Source organism: Megasphaera sp. ASD88 (assembly GCF_002287425.1).
Lineage (GTDB): Bacteria > Bacillota > Negativicutes > Veillonellales > Megasphaeraceae > Megasphaera > Megasphaera stantonii.
Genome location: NZ_NQXW01000021.1, coordinates 15659 through 30510, shown reverse-complemented (window position 1 = coordinate 30510; position 14852 = coordinate 15659). Strand labels below are relative to the sequence as shown.

Below are 14852 nucleotides of genomic sequence, written 5' to 3'. Positions count from 1 at the left end.
AAAAGTCATCCCGAAACAGCAGGACCTAGTTCCCCTGTTTCGGGATGACAGCTGCATCATCGCGTCAGCACATCCAACAGCTCAGATTGAACCTTAGAATTTCTGACCAGATGCGTCTTTTTTCAGCCATTCGATGAGGACTTCTTCTCTCGTCCGTTTGATTCTGTCAATATCTTCCGGAGTCCAGTTGTACAAGCCCGTGCCGGTCTTAGCGCCCAAGTTTCCTTCGTCGACGCATTTCTTCATAACATCGGAAGCTTCCTTGTCGTCAGCCAGGTCGGCATTCAAGTAAGCGGAGATGTTGTAGAAGATATCGAGACCGCCGAAGTCAGCCGTTTCGATCGGGCCCGTTACGCCTAAGCGGCGGCCGATGCTGTATTTGCAGATGGCGTCGACAGCTTCTGCCGTAGCGATGCCTTCTTTTACGCAGTGCAGGGCTTCACGAAGCAGAGCAAACTGGAGGCGGTTGCCGACGAAGCCCGGAGCTTCTTTCAGCAGCGCAACCGGTTTTTTGCCAATTTTTTCCATGAGCTTCCATGTAATGTCGACAGTTTCCTGGTTCGTCTTAGCGCCCGGAACGATTTCAACCAACGGAATCAGATGAGGAGGATTCCAGAAGTGAGCGACGACGAAGCGTTCGGGATGATCCAAAGCCGACGCGACTTCTGTCGGGGACAATCCGGAGGAGTCCGTAGCAAAGATAACGTCGGGTCCTAAGTAGGATTCCATTTCTTTGTAAACGGCTTTTTTGATATCCAAATCTTCTGCAACCGATTCGATGACGAAATCAGCGTTGGCAGCAGCGTCTTTCAGCGTCGTTACGCCGTGGATGCGGCTGAGGAGGCCTTTTTCTTCTTCTTCCGTCAAGAGGTCGTTCGCTTTCATAACGTCCAGCGTGAAGTGGATATTTTTCATAGCCCGTTCGATACTGGCATCCTTACGACCGAACATGTTGACTTCGTAACCGCTCTTTGCAAAAGCAATCGCCGTGCCGAAACCCATCGTTCCGCAGCCGAGGTTGCAAATCGTCTTAATGTCTTCGAATTTTTTCATGTGTTTTTACCTTCCTTCTTTTATGTATTTTTAATTATTACTAACTCGTATTACACTATACTCTGCTCTCTATTATAATCTTAGACTGCAAACGGAACGAATGTCAAGCCGAAGATCATGATAAGAGCCAAAACGATGAAGGCTACGAAGCTGTAACCGACGAAGTCCTTGAATTCCAAGCCGCAGACTGCCATGAACGGTACGGCGAAGAACGGCTGAACCAATGCAGTCAAGTCGCCGCCGAACATGTAGGCGATAACGGTCTGCGCATCGGGAACGCCCAAGGCCTTGCCGGCAGGAATAAGGAACGGAGCTTCGATAACCCACTTGCTGCCGCCGGACGGAATGAAGTAGCTGATGATACTGCTCAGGATAGCAGCGATAGCCGGGAACGTCGTCGTCGTGCTGAAGGAAATAACCCAAGCGGCGATCGTATCGACGAGGCCCGTAAATTTCATGATACCGAAGATACCGGCATAGAACGGGAACTGGAGGATAACGCCCCAGGCTGCCGGCGTGGAAGCCTTAACAGCTTTCAGCATAGCTGCCGGAGAACCGTACAGCCAGATGATCAAGGTCAGGAACAGGAAGTTCAAGACGTTGATGTCCAAGGATTGACCGAGGATGAAGAAATGATAGAACAGGTACGCCAGGAACATGAGGCCGATGATGTAGGAGCACCACGGTTTATACGTAACCCATTCGCTCGGCGTCTTGATTTCCACTTTCGTATCTGCAGCAGGCGGATCGATCTGAGCCAGAGCCGGATTCCACTGAGAAATAGATACCATTTTTTCCTTGTTCTTAGGCTGAAGTACGAAGCCGAAGAGGACGAGGATAGCGATGATGGAAGCTGCTGTCAGAATCAGGTTGTACGGATGGAAGATAGTCATGGAAATAGGAATAACGCCCATTTCTTTGACCATGAAGTGGTCAGCCGTAGCGACGAGCAGCGGAGCCGAACCGGAAAGACCCATGTGCCAGATGAAGAACGGCGTCCAGCCGGCACCGCACAGATAGCGGTAGTCGATGGCAATGCCTTTGCGTTCAGCCTGGACAGCCAGGTTCTTACAAATCAGGGCGGCGAATACTAAGCCGAAGCCCCAGTTCAAATAGTAGCCAATCGTGGAAAGGATGACGCAGTATACATATACGCCAGTAGGAGAATTAGGTTTGCTGCAGGCCGAGGAAATGAGGCGCGTGCAGATAGGCGTCGTTGCCAATGCATAGCCCGTAATAACGATTAAGGACATCTGCATGGAGAATGCCAGCAAGGTCCAGAAACCTTTGCCCCAGGCGATAACCGTTTCGAAGGGGCTGGCCGGCGTGAAGATAAGTGCTAAAATAAATGCGACAATAGTAAGAATTAAAGCGATGACATACGAATCAGGTACCCATTTTTGGGCAAAGTCGGTAAAATAATCAGTAAATTGCTTCTTTTGAGTAGACATACTCATTTCTCCTTTCTTTGTTTTATTGTGACACCTTTCACCTAATACGGCGGTCTTCCGCCTTTCCTTCAGAAGACTGCCTTTTCTCCTAATATGCTACACTGTTATTATACCCTGTTTTATATTGAATAACAGTTAGAATTAATAGACTATATTGACTAAATAAACGAAAAATTGAATTCACTTGATTCATATTTAAATTTTAACGAATCATATTGAATACTCTTAAATATTTGCCAACCATTTTCTCGTTATATCATAAAACTGATATATTTTCCCTCCTATCTGCCGGAACAGCACTGTGTACTGCGCCTTACTGCAAAAAAATATCTCTATATATGCTGCCCTGCATGCTCCTTGACTACGGAGATGGCATGCTGTGGAAAGGTAAGAATTTTTTGACTATACGGGAATATTTCGTTTTATAAATTATTTTTGTGCTGCATATTATTTTATACGACAAATATGCAATGCGACAGGCATACGCTTTGTTCCTAACGTAACAAACCGCCCCCTGCTGACAGACAGGAAGCGGTTCACTGGGAATGGACTATTTCTTCTCCATATTTCTCTTCAATTGTTCTAATACTTTCTTGGCTTTTTGACGGCGGTTCCAATACCACAGGCCGCCGTATACGATGACAACGATGACGATCAGGACCGTCAGGCGGCCGGCGTTGTCTTCCAGCATTACGACGTCGTGCCCGACGACGACTTCCACGGCAACGGAAGGCAGCTTGCCGATCAGCGTGCCCAGTATATAATCGCGGTAGCTGATGCTGCTCAACGCCCCCAGGGCCGTAATCAGCCCGTTCGGCGAGTACGGCAGAGCTCTGGCGACGGCCATGGATTTCAGCGTGCTGTATTCGTCCAGCTTGCTGAGCATACGGCTCTTTTCAATGAGCTCCTTGGCCTTATGGCGAAACAGCGTCCGCATGAAAAAGAAGCTGATGACGACGCCGATCGTCTCGGCCAGCCAGGAAATGACCGTCCCGGCGGCGATGCCGAATAAGACGCCGTTAGCCGCCGAAATGAAGATAGACGGCAGAAATCCGACGATATTGATGACGATGTCGATGATCATGCTGACGACGACGGCCCACACGCCGAAGGAGCGCAGGTATTCAATCGTCCCGTCTAAATTGCCGCTGACGGACAATTCCCATACAGTGCGGTAAAAATCAGGTATCAGCAGGTGGATGCCGCCTAATACGCCGATCAGCAGGGCAAAGAATATAATTTTTATATGTGTTTCCGACAAAGTGGCAGCGTGTTTCATGGCTTATCCTTTACGTTCCCGTACGGTCACAATGGTACGATTCCGAATCCGGTCGTGCTTTAATTTCGTCAAATACATGGAACCTCCGACAATGCAGATACCGCCCATAATCGTCATAGCCGTCAGCATTTCATCAAAGAAGACGAAGCCCCAGAGGGCGTTGAACACGACGGCAATGTACGCGACGAAGCTGACGACGACAGGGTTGCCGTAGGCGTAGGCGTCGGTCATCCAGATCTGGGCAACGACGGTAATAACGCCTAAGGCGGCGTACAACAGCCATTCCTTGCCGTTCGGCATCTGGAAGTCGAAGCCCATGAGAATCGCGCCGGCCACGGCTGCACAAAAGAGAAAATAAAAGACGATTTCGTACTGATGATGGCGGCCGGAACCGGTCAGCTTGCTGATCGTCGTATAGGCCATGGCGGCAAACAGGGCCTGGGCCAGCACGAATAGGGAATATACGTTGAACGACGAAAAATTCCACGGCCGTACGACCAGACAAGCCCCGACGACAATGACTACCAAGGGCAGAGCCGCTCCCCTGGGCATGACTTCCTTTAAAAAGACAGCCGCAAATATCATGACGAAAAACGCCGACAGCTGGGATAAAATCGACACGTCAGCCAGAGGCATGCCCCGCAGGGCATAGAAAATGCAAATCATGCCCGCGCCGCCGACGACGCCGCGAAACCACAGCGTCGGACGGTCGTACTTGGAAAAATGAACATGCTGGGCCTTCATGAGCGCCAAAATGAGCAAGGCGCTCAAAAAGCCGCGGAAAAACGATATTTCTCCTGTACTCATCGTATACGACAATTCTTTAACGATGACATTTTGCAAGCTAAACGCCAGCGACGACAATATCATGTAAATGACGCCTTTACTCATACGACTTCCTTTACCTCTTCCCTATCAAGGCTCACGCCCGGCCGTGAATCGCGTCGACGAAGGCGAGGACGGCCTGTTTCATATCTTCTTTCTCAATGGAGCTGCCGAAGCGGACGGGCTTATTCCGCAGTTCTGCCAGCGGCTTAGGCAGGGCCATGCCCGTTACGTCGGCGATTTCAAGGAGCTCGTCGAAGGCATCGTCGTGCTTAGGCAAGGCCAGCGCCTGGCAGATGACCGGCGGGAACTTATAGGGATGTGCCGTCGCCATGACGACGGTATGGCGGCCTTCGCACAGCCCCTGTCTGCGGCGGTTCATGTATACGCCGTAGGCTACGGCCGTATGGGGGTCCAAAAGATATCCGTAATCGTTGTACACGTGGTTGATGACGGCTTCCGTTTCGCCGTCGTCGATCCAGCCGCCTTCAAATTCCCGGCGGAGCTGGGCCAATTCTTCTGCCGATACGGCCATTTTTCCCGTTTCAGACAAGTCCTTTTCCCACTGCGCAACCTTTTCCGCATCCTGCCCGGCGACATAAAACAGGAACCGTTCAAAGTTACTGGACAGGAGAATATCCATGGACGGGCTGTCTGTCGTAAAGAACTGGCGGTTCATATCGTACACGCCCGTTTCAAAGAAATCGGCCAGGACCTTATTCTTATTGGAAGCGCAAATCAGCTTGCCGATGGGAACGCCCATCTTCTTGGCAAAATATCCGGCCAGGATATTGCCGAAGTTGCCTGTCGGCACGACGACGTCAAAGATTTCCCCTTCGGAAATCGCGCCGTTGTCGACGAGGGATACGTACGTCGAAACGTAATAGGCAACTTGCGGGAAGAGGCGGCCGATGTTGATGGAATTGGCGCTGGAAAACAGTACGCCTTTTTCATTGGCGTAGGCGTTGACGTCGGGATCTACGAAAACCCGCTTCAAGAAGCTCTGGGCGTCGTCGAAGTTGCCGTAAATCGCCGATACGTTGACGTTGTTCCCTTCCTGCTTCTGCATCTGCTGCTTCTGCATAGGGCTGACGCCCTCGCTGGGATAGAAGACCATGATATTCGTCCCCGCCACGTCCTTAAAGCCTTCCAGAGCCGCTTTCCCCGTATCGCCGCTCGTCGCCGTCAGAATCAGGATATCCCGGTCTTCCCTTTCCTGAGCCTTCGCCGCCGTCAGCAAGTACGGGAACAAAGACAGGGCCAGGTCTTTGAAGGCCAGCGTGCGGCCGTGGAACAGCTCGGAAATGCTGACATCTGTATCGATGGAATGAAGGGGCACGATGCGTTCGTCCCGGAAGGTGTTTTCATTATAGGCCGAGGCGATCATGGCATCGCGTTCTTCGTCCGTAAAATTCGTGAAGAAATACGACAAGACGACGGAGGCGATTTCCTGATACGATTTTCCCGCCAAGTCCTTATACTGCAGCACCTGTTCCGGAAAGGTTTCCGGCACGTACAGGCCACCGTCCGGCGCAAGGCCGTGAAGCAGGGCGTAGGACGGAGCTACGCAGGTATTGGAGCGTGTACTTCTGAATTTCATGTATGTCTTCCCCCTTTTATATAAGCAAAGCTAGTATCAGATCATTATATCATGAAACAGGCTTATACAACCTGGAATAAATAAAATTTAAGGTAATCCGTCTCCGGCACGTTCCACAAAATCGGATGATCCGGCGACTGCTGGCGGCCTTCAATCTGCCGCAGATGGACGCCGGCATCCTTCGCCGCATCGCGGAGCATGCGGCGGAACAGGTCGTCGCGCATGAAGTGGGAGCACGAGCACGTGGCGAGGTATCCGCCCCGCGGCAGGAGCTTCATGGCTTTCAGGTTGATTTCTTTATATCCCCGTACAGCGTTGTGCACCGTATGGCCCGATTTCGTAAAGGCCGGCGGGTCGAGGATGATGAAATCGTAATCGCGGCATTTCTGCTCGGCTAATTCCGTAAGCAAGTCGAATACGTTGGCCTGCTTGGCCGTCACAATCTGTTCCAGCCCGTTGCGGCGGATGTTTTCATTGGTCATGGCGACAGCTTCTTCCGACACGTCGACAGCCGTAACGGACGCGGCCCCGCCCTTCGCGGCGTTGAGGGCGAAGGCCCCCGTATGGGTAAAGCAGTCTAATACATGGCGGCCGGCGGCGATTTTAGCCACGGCCAGGCGATTATACTTCTGGTCGAGGAAAAATCCCGTCTTCTGGCCGTTTTCCACGTCTACGTCATACAAAACGCCGTTCTCATTGATCGTCGTCACGGGACTGCCCGGCTGCGGCAGAAAATCGGCTTTATACCAGCCCTTATACTGGGCCATGCCGTCGAGCTCCCGCACCTTGACGTCGTTGCGCTCATAAATGCCGCGGACGGAAACGCCCATAGCAGCCAGCTCGTCGACGAGGGCCTTGAAGATCACCGGCTTGACCTGATCCATGCCGTAGCATAAGGTCTGCGCCACCAATATGTCGTTATACCGGTCGACGGTCAGGCCCGGCATTTGGTCGGCGTCGCCAAAAATCAGGCGGCAGCAGGAAAAGTCAGTCGGCCCCATGACGGTATAGCGGTACTGGAGAGCATACTTGACGCGGCGCTGCCAAAAGGCGTCGTCGAAGCGGTCGTTGGCGTTGTCCGATACGATGCGGACGCGGATTTTCGATATGTCGTTGGCAAAGCCCGTCCCCAAATACCGGTCCTTCTGGCTGTAAACATCGACGATATCGCCCGTCGCATACGCGCCGTCTACGCGGGTGACTTCCTCGCCGTAGACCCAGGGATGGCCGCTGCGGGCAGCCATTTCCCCTTTTCGGGTTATATATAGTTTAGCGTACGGTCTCACTAGAATCTCCTTTATAAAATATAATGGCTCAGGTCGACGTTCTGGACGACGTCGTTCAGCTTGCCGGCAACGAAATCGCTGTTGACGACGATATGGTGCTCGTCTACGTCCGGCGCTTCAAAGGCGACGTCCTCAAGTATTTTTTCCAGCATCGTATGGAGGCGGCGAGCGCCGATATTTTCCGTTTCCAAGTTGACGCGATGGGCGTATTCGGCAATGGCATCGATGCCGTCGTCGGTGAATTCCAGTTCTACGCCGTCTGTCGACAGCAAGGACGTATACTGTTTGACGAGGGATTGATTCGGCTCGGTCAAGATTTTGCGGAAATCGTCGACCGTCAGGGACTGGAGCTCTACGCGGATAGGAAAGCGTCCCTGCAGTTCCGGAATGAGGTCGCTGGGCTTCGATACGTGAAAAGCGCCAGCCGCGATAAACAAGATATGGTCCGTCTTTACGGGGCCGTATTTCGTATTGACTGTCGCCCCTTCGACGATGGGCAGGATATCGCGCTGCACCCCTTCACGGGATACGTCCGGTCCGCCGCCGCGGTTCTTTTCAGCGATCTTATCGAATTCGTCGATAAAGACGATGCCGGCCTGTTCCGTCGCCTCGATGGCCTTGTCGACGATGACGTCCATGTCGAGACATTTTTCCAGCTCTTCATCCTTGAAGATTTCCCGGGCCTTAGCTACAGTCATCTTCTTTTTCTTCTTCTTTTTCGGCATGATGCTGCCCAGCATTTCCTGGAAATTACTGGTCAGCTCTTCCGTCGAATTGCCCGTCAAGATGCCCTGTATAGCCCGTTCCTGTTCACGGACCTCTACTTCGATTTCCCTGTCGTCCATCTTATGGGCGCAAATGTCTTCGTACATCTTCTGCCGGCGGTCCGACTTCGGCTCTTCGAGCTGCTTCGGCTGCTCTTCTTCGTCAGACGTATCGTCGCTGGAGAAGAAAATATCCATCGGATTAGCTGCCTTTTCTTTAATAGCCATCTTCTTCGGCCAGAAAACCTGCAGGATGCGCTTATTGGCTTCTTCTTCGGCCTTGGCTTCATAGCGCAGGCTTTCCTGCTCCTGGACCATGCGGATGGCGTTGGCTACGAGATCGCGGATGATCTGTTCGACGTCGCGGCCTACGTATCCGACTTCCGTATATTTCGTCGCTTCGACTTTGATGAAGGGAGCGCCGACGAGCCGGGCCAGGCGGCGGGCAATTTCCGTCTTGCCCACGCCTGTCGGGCCGATGAGCAGGATATTTTTCGGAATAATTTCATCCTGCATTTCTTCGTTCAGCCGCTTGCGGCGCCAGCGGTTGCGCAGGGCGATGGCGACGGACTTTTTCGCTTCCTTCTGGCCTACGATGTATTTATCCAGCTCTGCGACAATTTGCTTTGGTGTCAATTCAATTTCGTTCATGTCATTCCCTCTTCTGTATAGTTTATTATATTTCTTCTACGATGACGTTGTGATTGGTATACACGCAGATATCAGCGGCGATGTGCAGCGATTTTTCTGCAATATCACGGGCCGACAGGTCCGTATTCTGCATCAGGGCCCGGGCCGACGCCAAGGCGTAGTTGCCGCCGGAGCCGATGGCCGAAATGCCGTCGTCGGGCTCGATGACTTCGCCGTTTCCGGAAATCAGGAGGATGCGCTGGCTGTCCGCTACGAGGAGCAGCGCTTCCAGCTTGTGCAGTATTTTATCGGAACGCCAGTCCTTGGCCAGTTCTACGGCGCTACGGACGAGATTTCCGTTGTATTCGTTCAGTTTTTCTTCAAAATGGTCAAACAAAGTAAAGGCGTCGGCGACAGAGCCGGCGAAGCCGCTGATGATCTTGCCGTGGTACAGGCGGCGCACCTTCTGGGCCGTGCCCTTCATAATGACGGCGTTGCCCATCGTCACCTGGCCGTCGCCGGCAATGGCCGTCTTGCCGTTGCGCTGTACGGCGACGATAGTCGTCGCGTGAAATTCTGTAGACATCATATCAGACATTCTCTATCTTCTCCTTCATCACTTCAATTTCTTCCAAAGCACGCTGCGCCAGCATAGCGTTCTTTTCCTTCTTTTTCATGCGCTTCTTGACGCCCAGCGGTTCCATAATGCCGAAGTTGATATTCATGGGCTGGAAATTATCGTTCGGGCCGCTGGAGATATACTGACTCAGGCCGCCGATAGCCGTGCGGCGCGAAAAGGTCAGGCAGTCCTTCCCGTCCAGCATGCGGGCGGCGTTGATGCCGGCCAGCAGGCCCATGGCCGCCGATTCCAAATACCCTTCGACGCCTGTCAGCTGACCGGCGAAAAAGATATTCCCATTGCGGCGGTACTGCAGCGTCGGTTCCAGAAGCTCCGGTGAATTGATATACGAGTTGCGGTGCATGACGCCGTAGCGGACGAATTCCGCCTGTTCCAATCCGGGAATCATGGAAAAGACCCGCTTCTGCTCGCCGAATTTGAGATGCGTCTGGAAGCCGACGATATTGTACAGCGTCGCGCTGCCGTTGTCCTGCCGCAGCTGAACGACGGCGTAGGGCATTTCACCCGTATCGGGCAGCTCCAGGCCGACGGGCTTCATGGGGCCGTAACGCATCGTGTCGACGCCGCGGGAAGCCATGATTTCAATGGGCATGCAGCCTTCGAACACGTTGTCGTTTTTTTCGAATTCGTGCAGTTCGGCGCATTCGGCCGTCGTCAGGGCCTGCCAGAAGGCTTCGTATTCTTCCTTCGTAAAGGGGCAGTTCAAATAATCGGCCCCGCCCTTGCCGTACCGCGCCGCCCGATAGACCTTGCTCATATCCAGCGAGTCGACGGTGACGATGGGAGCCGCGGCGTCGTGAAAATGGAAGTAATCGGCGCCGGTCATAGCCCGTATCGTTTCGGCCATGGCGTCGCTGGTCAGCGGCCCCGTGGCGACGATGCAGATCTGGTCGTCCGGCAGCTCCGTAATTTCTTCATTTCGTACCGTAATGAGAGGATGGTTCCGCAGCCGGTCCGTTACGAACTGGCTGAACGGCACGCGGTCTACGGCTAAGGCTCCGCCGGCAGGCACGCGGTGCGTATCGGCTGATTCCATGATGATAGAGCCGAGACGGCGCATTTCCTCCTTCAGCAGCCCGACGGCGTTTTCTATGTTGGCGGCGCGCAGCGAATTGCTGCACACCAATTCTGCAAATAATTCCGTATGATGAGCCGGCGACGATTTGACGGGCCGCATCTCTGCGAGCTCGACGGGAATCCCCCGCTTCACCAGCTGCCATGCCGCTTCGGAGCCGGCAAGTCCCGCCCCGATGACAAGTACGCTATTCTTCATTGATTGCTTCACCCTTCTTATGATTTTCACACTCTGCGTTGCTGCAGAAGATTTTATCCGGTCCTTTTTTATAATGCTTGACGACCATGATGCTGCCGCAGACGGGACATTTTTTATCGATAGGCTGGTTCCACAGGACAAAATCGCAGTTAGGGTATTCGCTGCAGCCGTAGAACACGCGGCCCCGCTTCGATTTGCGCTTGATCAGGCTTCCTTGGCCGCACTTGGGACAGGTAATGCCCAAATCCTCGACGATAGCCTTCGTATTGCGGCATTCGGGGAAATTAGAACAGGCCAGGAACTTGCCGAAGCGGCCGAATTTATATACCATAGGCGCGCCGCAGAGTTCGCAGACCTGACCGGAATCCTGACCGGCTACGGCTACCTTTTCCATCTGCTGCTCCGCCACATCCATTTCCGGCTTAAACACGTCGTAAAATTCCTGCAGGACGTGCGTATACGTGTCCTTTCCCTGTTCGATATCGTCCAGCTCTTCTTCCATATGAGCCGTAAAGCCGACATTGATGATGCGCTCGAAATACTTTTTCAGCAAGTCGACGATAATGACGCCCAATTCCGTCGGGATAAACTGCTTATCCTTCTTTTCCACATAGTTGCGGTTTTGAATCGTATCCATAATCGGCGCGTACGTGCTCGGCCGGCCGATGCCCTTTTCTTCCAGCGTCTTGATAAGGCTGGCTTCGGTATAGCGGGCCGGCGGCTGCGTAAAATGCTGCGCCGGTTCTACGGTCTGATTATGAACGACGGAGCCTTCTTCGATATGAGGCAGCTCCGACAGGGTCTTATCCTTTTTCGCATCTTCGTACAGCTCCGTAAAGCCTTTAAACAATACTTTATATCCGGCTGCCCGCAGCTCGTATATGCCGCTGGCGATGCTGATGGCCATGTGCTCTGTTTCTACGGCTTCCATCTGGCTGGCGAGGAAACGGTTCCAAATGAGCGTGTACAACCGCAGCTGGTCCCGCGTCAGGAACGGCGAGACGACGTGCGGCGTCAGTTCCAGCGATGTCGGGCGGATCGCCTCGTGGGCATCCTGACTGGACTGCTTCGTCTTATATACGCGGGCCTTTTCCGGCACGTATTCCTTCCCGTACGTCGACATGATGAAATCGCGGGCCGCCTGGACCATGTCGTCATTGATACGCGTCGAGTCCGTACGCATGTACGTAATCAGGCCCACGTGGCCCTGTTCGCCGATATCCAGGCCTTCATACAGCTGCTGGGCCAGCATCATCGTCTTCTTAGCGCCGAAGTTCAGCTTGCTGACGCATTCCTGCTGCATCGTCGACGTCGTAAAGGGCGGCTGGGGCTGACGCTTGCGCTTTCTCTTTTCGACCTTGACGATTCGGTCCGGTTCGCGGCCTTCTTCGCCGCGCTGTTCCCACTGCAAATCGGCGGCAATCTTCTGAGCCATGTCTCCATCGCTGATCTTGGCCTTTTCACCGTCGATTTTCACCAGCTCCGTCGTAAGGACCAGGCCCTGTTCGGTCTTGTACGTCCCGCCGACAGTCCAGTATTCTTCCGGCACAAAGGCCTTGATTTCTTCTTCGCGCTCACAGATAAGCCGCACGGCTACGGACTGCACGCGGCCGGCGCTCAGCCCCTTACAGACCTTTTTCCACAGCAGGGGGCTCAACTTGTACCCTACGATGCGGTCCAGGACGCGGCGGGCCTGCTGGGCGTCGACCTTCTTCAAATCGATGGGCTTAGGGTCTTCCATGCCGGCCAGTACGGCCTTTTTCGTAATTTCGTGGAACATGACGCGGCAGGCGTCCTTCGGGTCGATTTCCAGCAAATGAGCTAAGTGCCAGGAAATCGCTTCGCCTTCGCGGTCCGGGTCAGTCGCCAGATATACTTTTTTAGAACGGATGAACTCGTCCTGCAGCTCTTCAATGAGCTTGCGCTTATCCCACATGTTCGTATACGACGGCGTAAACCCGTCTTCGATATTGACGCCGAACTGATTGCGCGGTAAATCGCGGAGATGGCCGCGGCTGGCCATTACCTTATACGAGCTGCCTAAAAAGCGTTCAATCGTCTTGGCCTTGGCCGGCGATTCCACGATAACCAGATTTTTGGCGTTTTTCGGCAAGGGGTCCATTTTTTTCAGCGGCTTCTTTTCCGGCAGATTTACAGTCCCATTAATAACCATCTTTTCGCCGTCGTCTTTCTTCTTGCGGCCCCGCTTCTTTTTCTTCGTATCGTCAATAATAATCGTTCGTTTAATCGGAAATTCCAGCATATATCTCCATCCTAACTTCCCTGCCGGCATTTAAGCCGGATTTTCTGTACAAGCTAACACTTAGCAACAAATCTATTTTAAAATAATACACTATTCCGACGGGCCTTTCAAGGTTTGACCTTAGGATATACCTATTCTGCAGGACAATACGTATTCCCATAAAGGACTGGCAGCGACAAAATTTAAAGGGCGAATCCCTTGCGGACTTTTTAAAATTACCGTATACTAAAAGCATACAAAATTCGTATACAAAAGGAGACGATACGTATGAACCACTATGATGTCATCGTCATTGGCACCGGCGCTGCCAATATTATTACCGACGCGGCCCAGCGGCAGGGCCTGCGCATCGCCGTCGTCGAACGGGACCGCTTCGGCGGCACCTGTCTGAACCGCGGCTGCATCCCCACGAAAATCATGGTCACGGCGGCCAACGTCGTCCGGGAAATGGAGGAAGCGCGCCGCATCGGCGTCTATGCCGACAACGTGCGCATGGACTGGGACGTCATCACCCGCCGCCTGTGGCATAAAATCAACGAAAACAGCGCGATCAAGGACTATTACGCCGCCTTCCCGAACGTCGACGTCTACGAAGGCACGGCGTCCTTTACGGGCAAAAAGAGCCTGCATATCGCTATGAACGACGGTACGGCCCTAGACATCAGCGGCGACAAGATTTTCATCGGCGTCGGCGCCCGTACCAATATCCCCGACCTTCCCGGCCTGGAAGAAACGGGCTACCTGACATCGGAAACGCTGTTCGGCAGCAAATATCCGAAACGGCCCTACGACAGCCTGCTCATCATCGGCGGCGGCCCTATCGGCTGCGAATTCGCCCACGTGTTCAACGCCGCCGGCACTAAGGTCACCATCGTCCAGCGCAACGTCCGCCTGCTGCCTAAGGAAGACGAAGATATTTCCGCCTTTATTTTGAAGCAGCTCACCAACCACGGTATTTCCGTCCGCCTCAATCAGACGACCCTTTCCGCCTCAGTCAAGGATGGCAAAAAGTGCCTGACCGTACAGGATAAAGCGACGGGAGAGACGACGGAATTGTACGCCGACGAAATCCTCGTTGCGCCGGGCATTCGCCCCATGACGGATTTGCTTCATTTGGAACATACAGACGTCCGCACTGACAGCCGCGGCTTCATCATGACCAATGAATTTCTCGAAACCAGCGCCGAAGGCATCTGGGCCATCGGCGACGTAAACGGCCAGGCGCCGTTCCGCCACAAGGCCAATCACGAAGCGGAAATCTTATCGCACAATCTTTTCTCCGACATACCGCCCGAACAGTGGCGCTGGGTTCATTACGACATCGTTCCTGCCGTCACCTTTACCTATCCCGAAGCAGCCCACGTCGGCCTCAGCGAAGCCGACGCCCGCAAGAAAGGCTATGACATCGAAATCGCTGTAAATCATTATTCCGCTTCGGCCAAAGGATACGCCATGGGCCTGGAACCGGGCGATGATGACGACGGATTCGTCAAGCTGGTGATCGACAAGAAAACGAAGTATATCCTGGGAGCTCATATTATCGGCCATGAAGCGTCTATCCTGATTCAGCCCTTCGTCAATCAGCTGACCTGCGGCTTCCATACCATCGCGCCGATTCATGAGGACATTGCCTCGCCGACGGCCCAAGCGCTGCGAGCCCTGCCGTTGACCAGAAATCTGGCCCCGAATCCCGTCTACACCCTCAGCGAAACGATGACGCCTCATCCAGCCTTGTCGGAAGTTACCATGTGGACGCGGTATTATTACGAAAAGAAATGACGATACCTG

The 14852-nt window shown here is 53.3% G+C and carries 11 protein-coding genes; 1 reads left to right on the top strand and 10 read right to left on the bottom strand.

The annotated features are described in order from the left end of the window. Positions 1-93: 93 nt before the first annotated feature. The 10 genes from CJ260_RS09975 to topA all read right to left on the bottom strand — a co-directional run bounded on the left by CJ260_RS09975 (position 94) and on the right by topA (position 13064). Positions 94-1053 carry a 3-hydroxyacyl-CoA dehydrogenase family protein gene (locus CJ260_RS09975; protein WP_087477034.1) on the bottom strand — a complete coding sequence of 320 codons (960 nt, stop codon included), beginning with the start codon at positions 1051-1053 and terminating at the stop codon, positions 94-96. Positions 1054-1133: 80 nt separating this feature from the next. Next, complete coding sequence (locus tag CJ260_RS09970; protein ID WP_233127957.1) at positions 1134-2504, bottom strand: short-chain fatty acid transporter; 1371 nt, start codon at positions 2502-2504, stop codon at positions 1134-1136. 550 nt (positions 2505-3054) lie between these two features. After that, positions 3055-3783, bottom strand: a complete 729-nt coding sequence (locus CJ260_RS09965; protein WP_095630076.1) for a TVP38/TMEM64 family protein — start codon at positions 3781-3783, stop codon at positions 3055-3057. 3 nt (positions 3784-3786) lie between these two features. Beyond that, positions 3787-4674: a DMT family transporter gene (locus tag CJ260_RS09960; RefSeq protein WP_095630075.1), complete on the bottom strand. Its 888-nt coding sequence runs from the start codon at positions 4672-4674 to the stop codon at positions 3787-3789. 31 nt (positions 4675-4705) lie between these two features. Then, the gene (gene thrC / locus CJ260_RS09955) at positions 4706-6208 is read right to left on the bottom strand and encodes a threonine synthase (RefSeq protein WP_095630074.1); all 1503 of its coding nucleotides are present in this window, start codon (positions 6206-6208) and stop codon (positions 4706-4708) included. 62 nt (positions 6209-6270) lie between these two features. After that, the gene (locus CJ260_RS09950) at positions 6271-7494 is read right to left on the bottom strand and encodes a class I SAM-dependent rRNA methyltransferase (RefSeq protein ID WP_158221398.1); all 1224 of its coding nucleotides are present in this window, start codon (positions 7492-7494) and stop codon (positions 6271-6273) included. 11 nt (positions 7495-7505) lie between these two features. Next, positions 7506-8909, bottom strand: coding sequence for an ATP-dependent protease ATPase subunit HslU (hslU, locus tag CJ260_RS09945; RefSeq protein WP_095630072.1), 1404 nt, complete (start codon positions 8907-8909; stop codon positions 7506-7508). Positions 8910-8934: 25 nt separating this feature from the next. Beyond that, positions 8935-9474, bottom strand: coding sequence for an ATP-dependent protease subunit HslV (gene hslV / locus CJ260_RS09940; RefSeq protein ID WP_198643487.1), 540 nt, complete (start codon positions 9472-9474; stop codon positions 8935-8937). Between the two features lie 4 nt (positions 9475-9478). Continuing rightward, on the bottom strand, positions 9479-10801 hold the full coding sequence (gene trmFO / locus CJ260_RS09935) for a methylenetetrahydrofolate--tRNA-(uracil(54)-C(5))-methyltransferase (FADH(2)-oxidizing) TrmFO (protein WP_095630071.1): 1323 nt from the start codon (positions 10799-10801) through the stop codon (positions 9479-9481). Then, complete coding sequence (topA, locus tag CJ260_RS09930; protein ID WP_095630070.1) at positions 10791-13064, bottom strand: type I DNA topoisomerase; 2274 nt, start codon at positions 13062-13064, stop codon at positions 10791-10793. The genes trmFO and topA overlap by 11 nt, the downstream gene beginning before the upstream one ends. Before the next feature lie 267 nt (positions 13065-13331). Here topA and CJ260_RS09925 point away from each other — a divergent pair, with 267 nt between their 5' ends. Next, the gene (locus CJ260_RS09925; protein WP_095630069.1) at positions 13332-14843 is read left to right on the top strand and encodes an NAD(P)/FAD-dependent oxidoreductase; all 1512 of its coding nucleotides are present in this window, start codon (positions 13332-13334) and stop codon (positions 14841-14843) included. The last annotated feature ends 9 nt before the right edge of the window (positions 14844-14852 follow it).

What these genes read in the sequence shown, in the direction of transcription:
- CJ260_RS09975 (WP_087477034.1), bottom strand. Translation starts at nt 1,053, where the DNA reads ATGAAAAAATTCGAAGACATTAAGACGATTTGCAACCTCGGCTGCGGA.
- CJ260_RS09970 (WP_233127957.1), bottom strand. Translation starts at nt 2,504, where the DNA reads ATGTCTACTCAAAAGAAGCAATTTACTGATTATTTTACCGACTTTGCC.
- CJ260_RS09965 (WP_095630076.1), bottom strand. Translation starts at nt 3,783, where the DNA reads ATGAAACACGCTGCCACTTTGTCGGAAACACATATAAAAATTATATTC.
- CJ260_RS09960 (WP_095630075.1), bottom strand. Translation starts at nt 4,674, where the DNA reads ATGAGTAAAGGCGTCATTTACATGATATTGTCGTCGCTGGCGTTTAGC.
- thrC (WP_095630074.1), bottom strand. Translation starts at nt 6,208, where the DNA reads ATGAAATTCAGAAGTACACGCTCCAATACCTGCGTAGCTCCGTCCTAC.
- hslU (WP_095630072.1), bottom strand. Translation starts at nt 8,909, where the DNA reads ATGAACGAAATTGAATTGACACCAAAGCAAATTGTCGCAGAGCTGGAT.
- hslV (WP_198643487.1), bottom strand. Translation starts at nt 9,474, where the DNA reads ATGTCTACAGAATTTCACGCGACGACTATCGTCGCCGTACAGCGCAAC.
- trmFO (WP_095630071.1), bottom strand. Translation starts at nt 10,801, where the DNA reads ATGAAGAATAGCGTACTTGTCATCGGGGCGGGACTTGCCGGCTCCGAA.
- topA (WP_095630070.1), bottom strand. Translation starts at nt 13,064, where the DNA reads ATGCTGGAATTTCCGATTAAACGAACGATTATTATTGACGATACGAAG.
- CJ260_RS09925 (WP_095630069.1), top strand. Translation starts at nt 13,332, where the DNA reads ATGAACCACTATGATGTCATCGTCATTGGCACCGGCGCTGCCAATATT.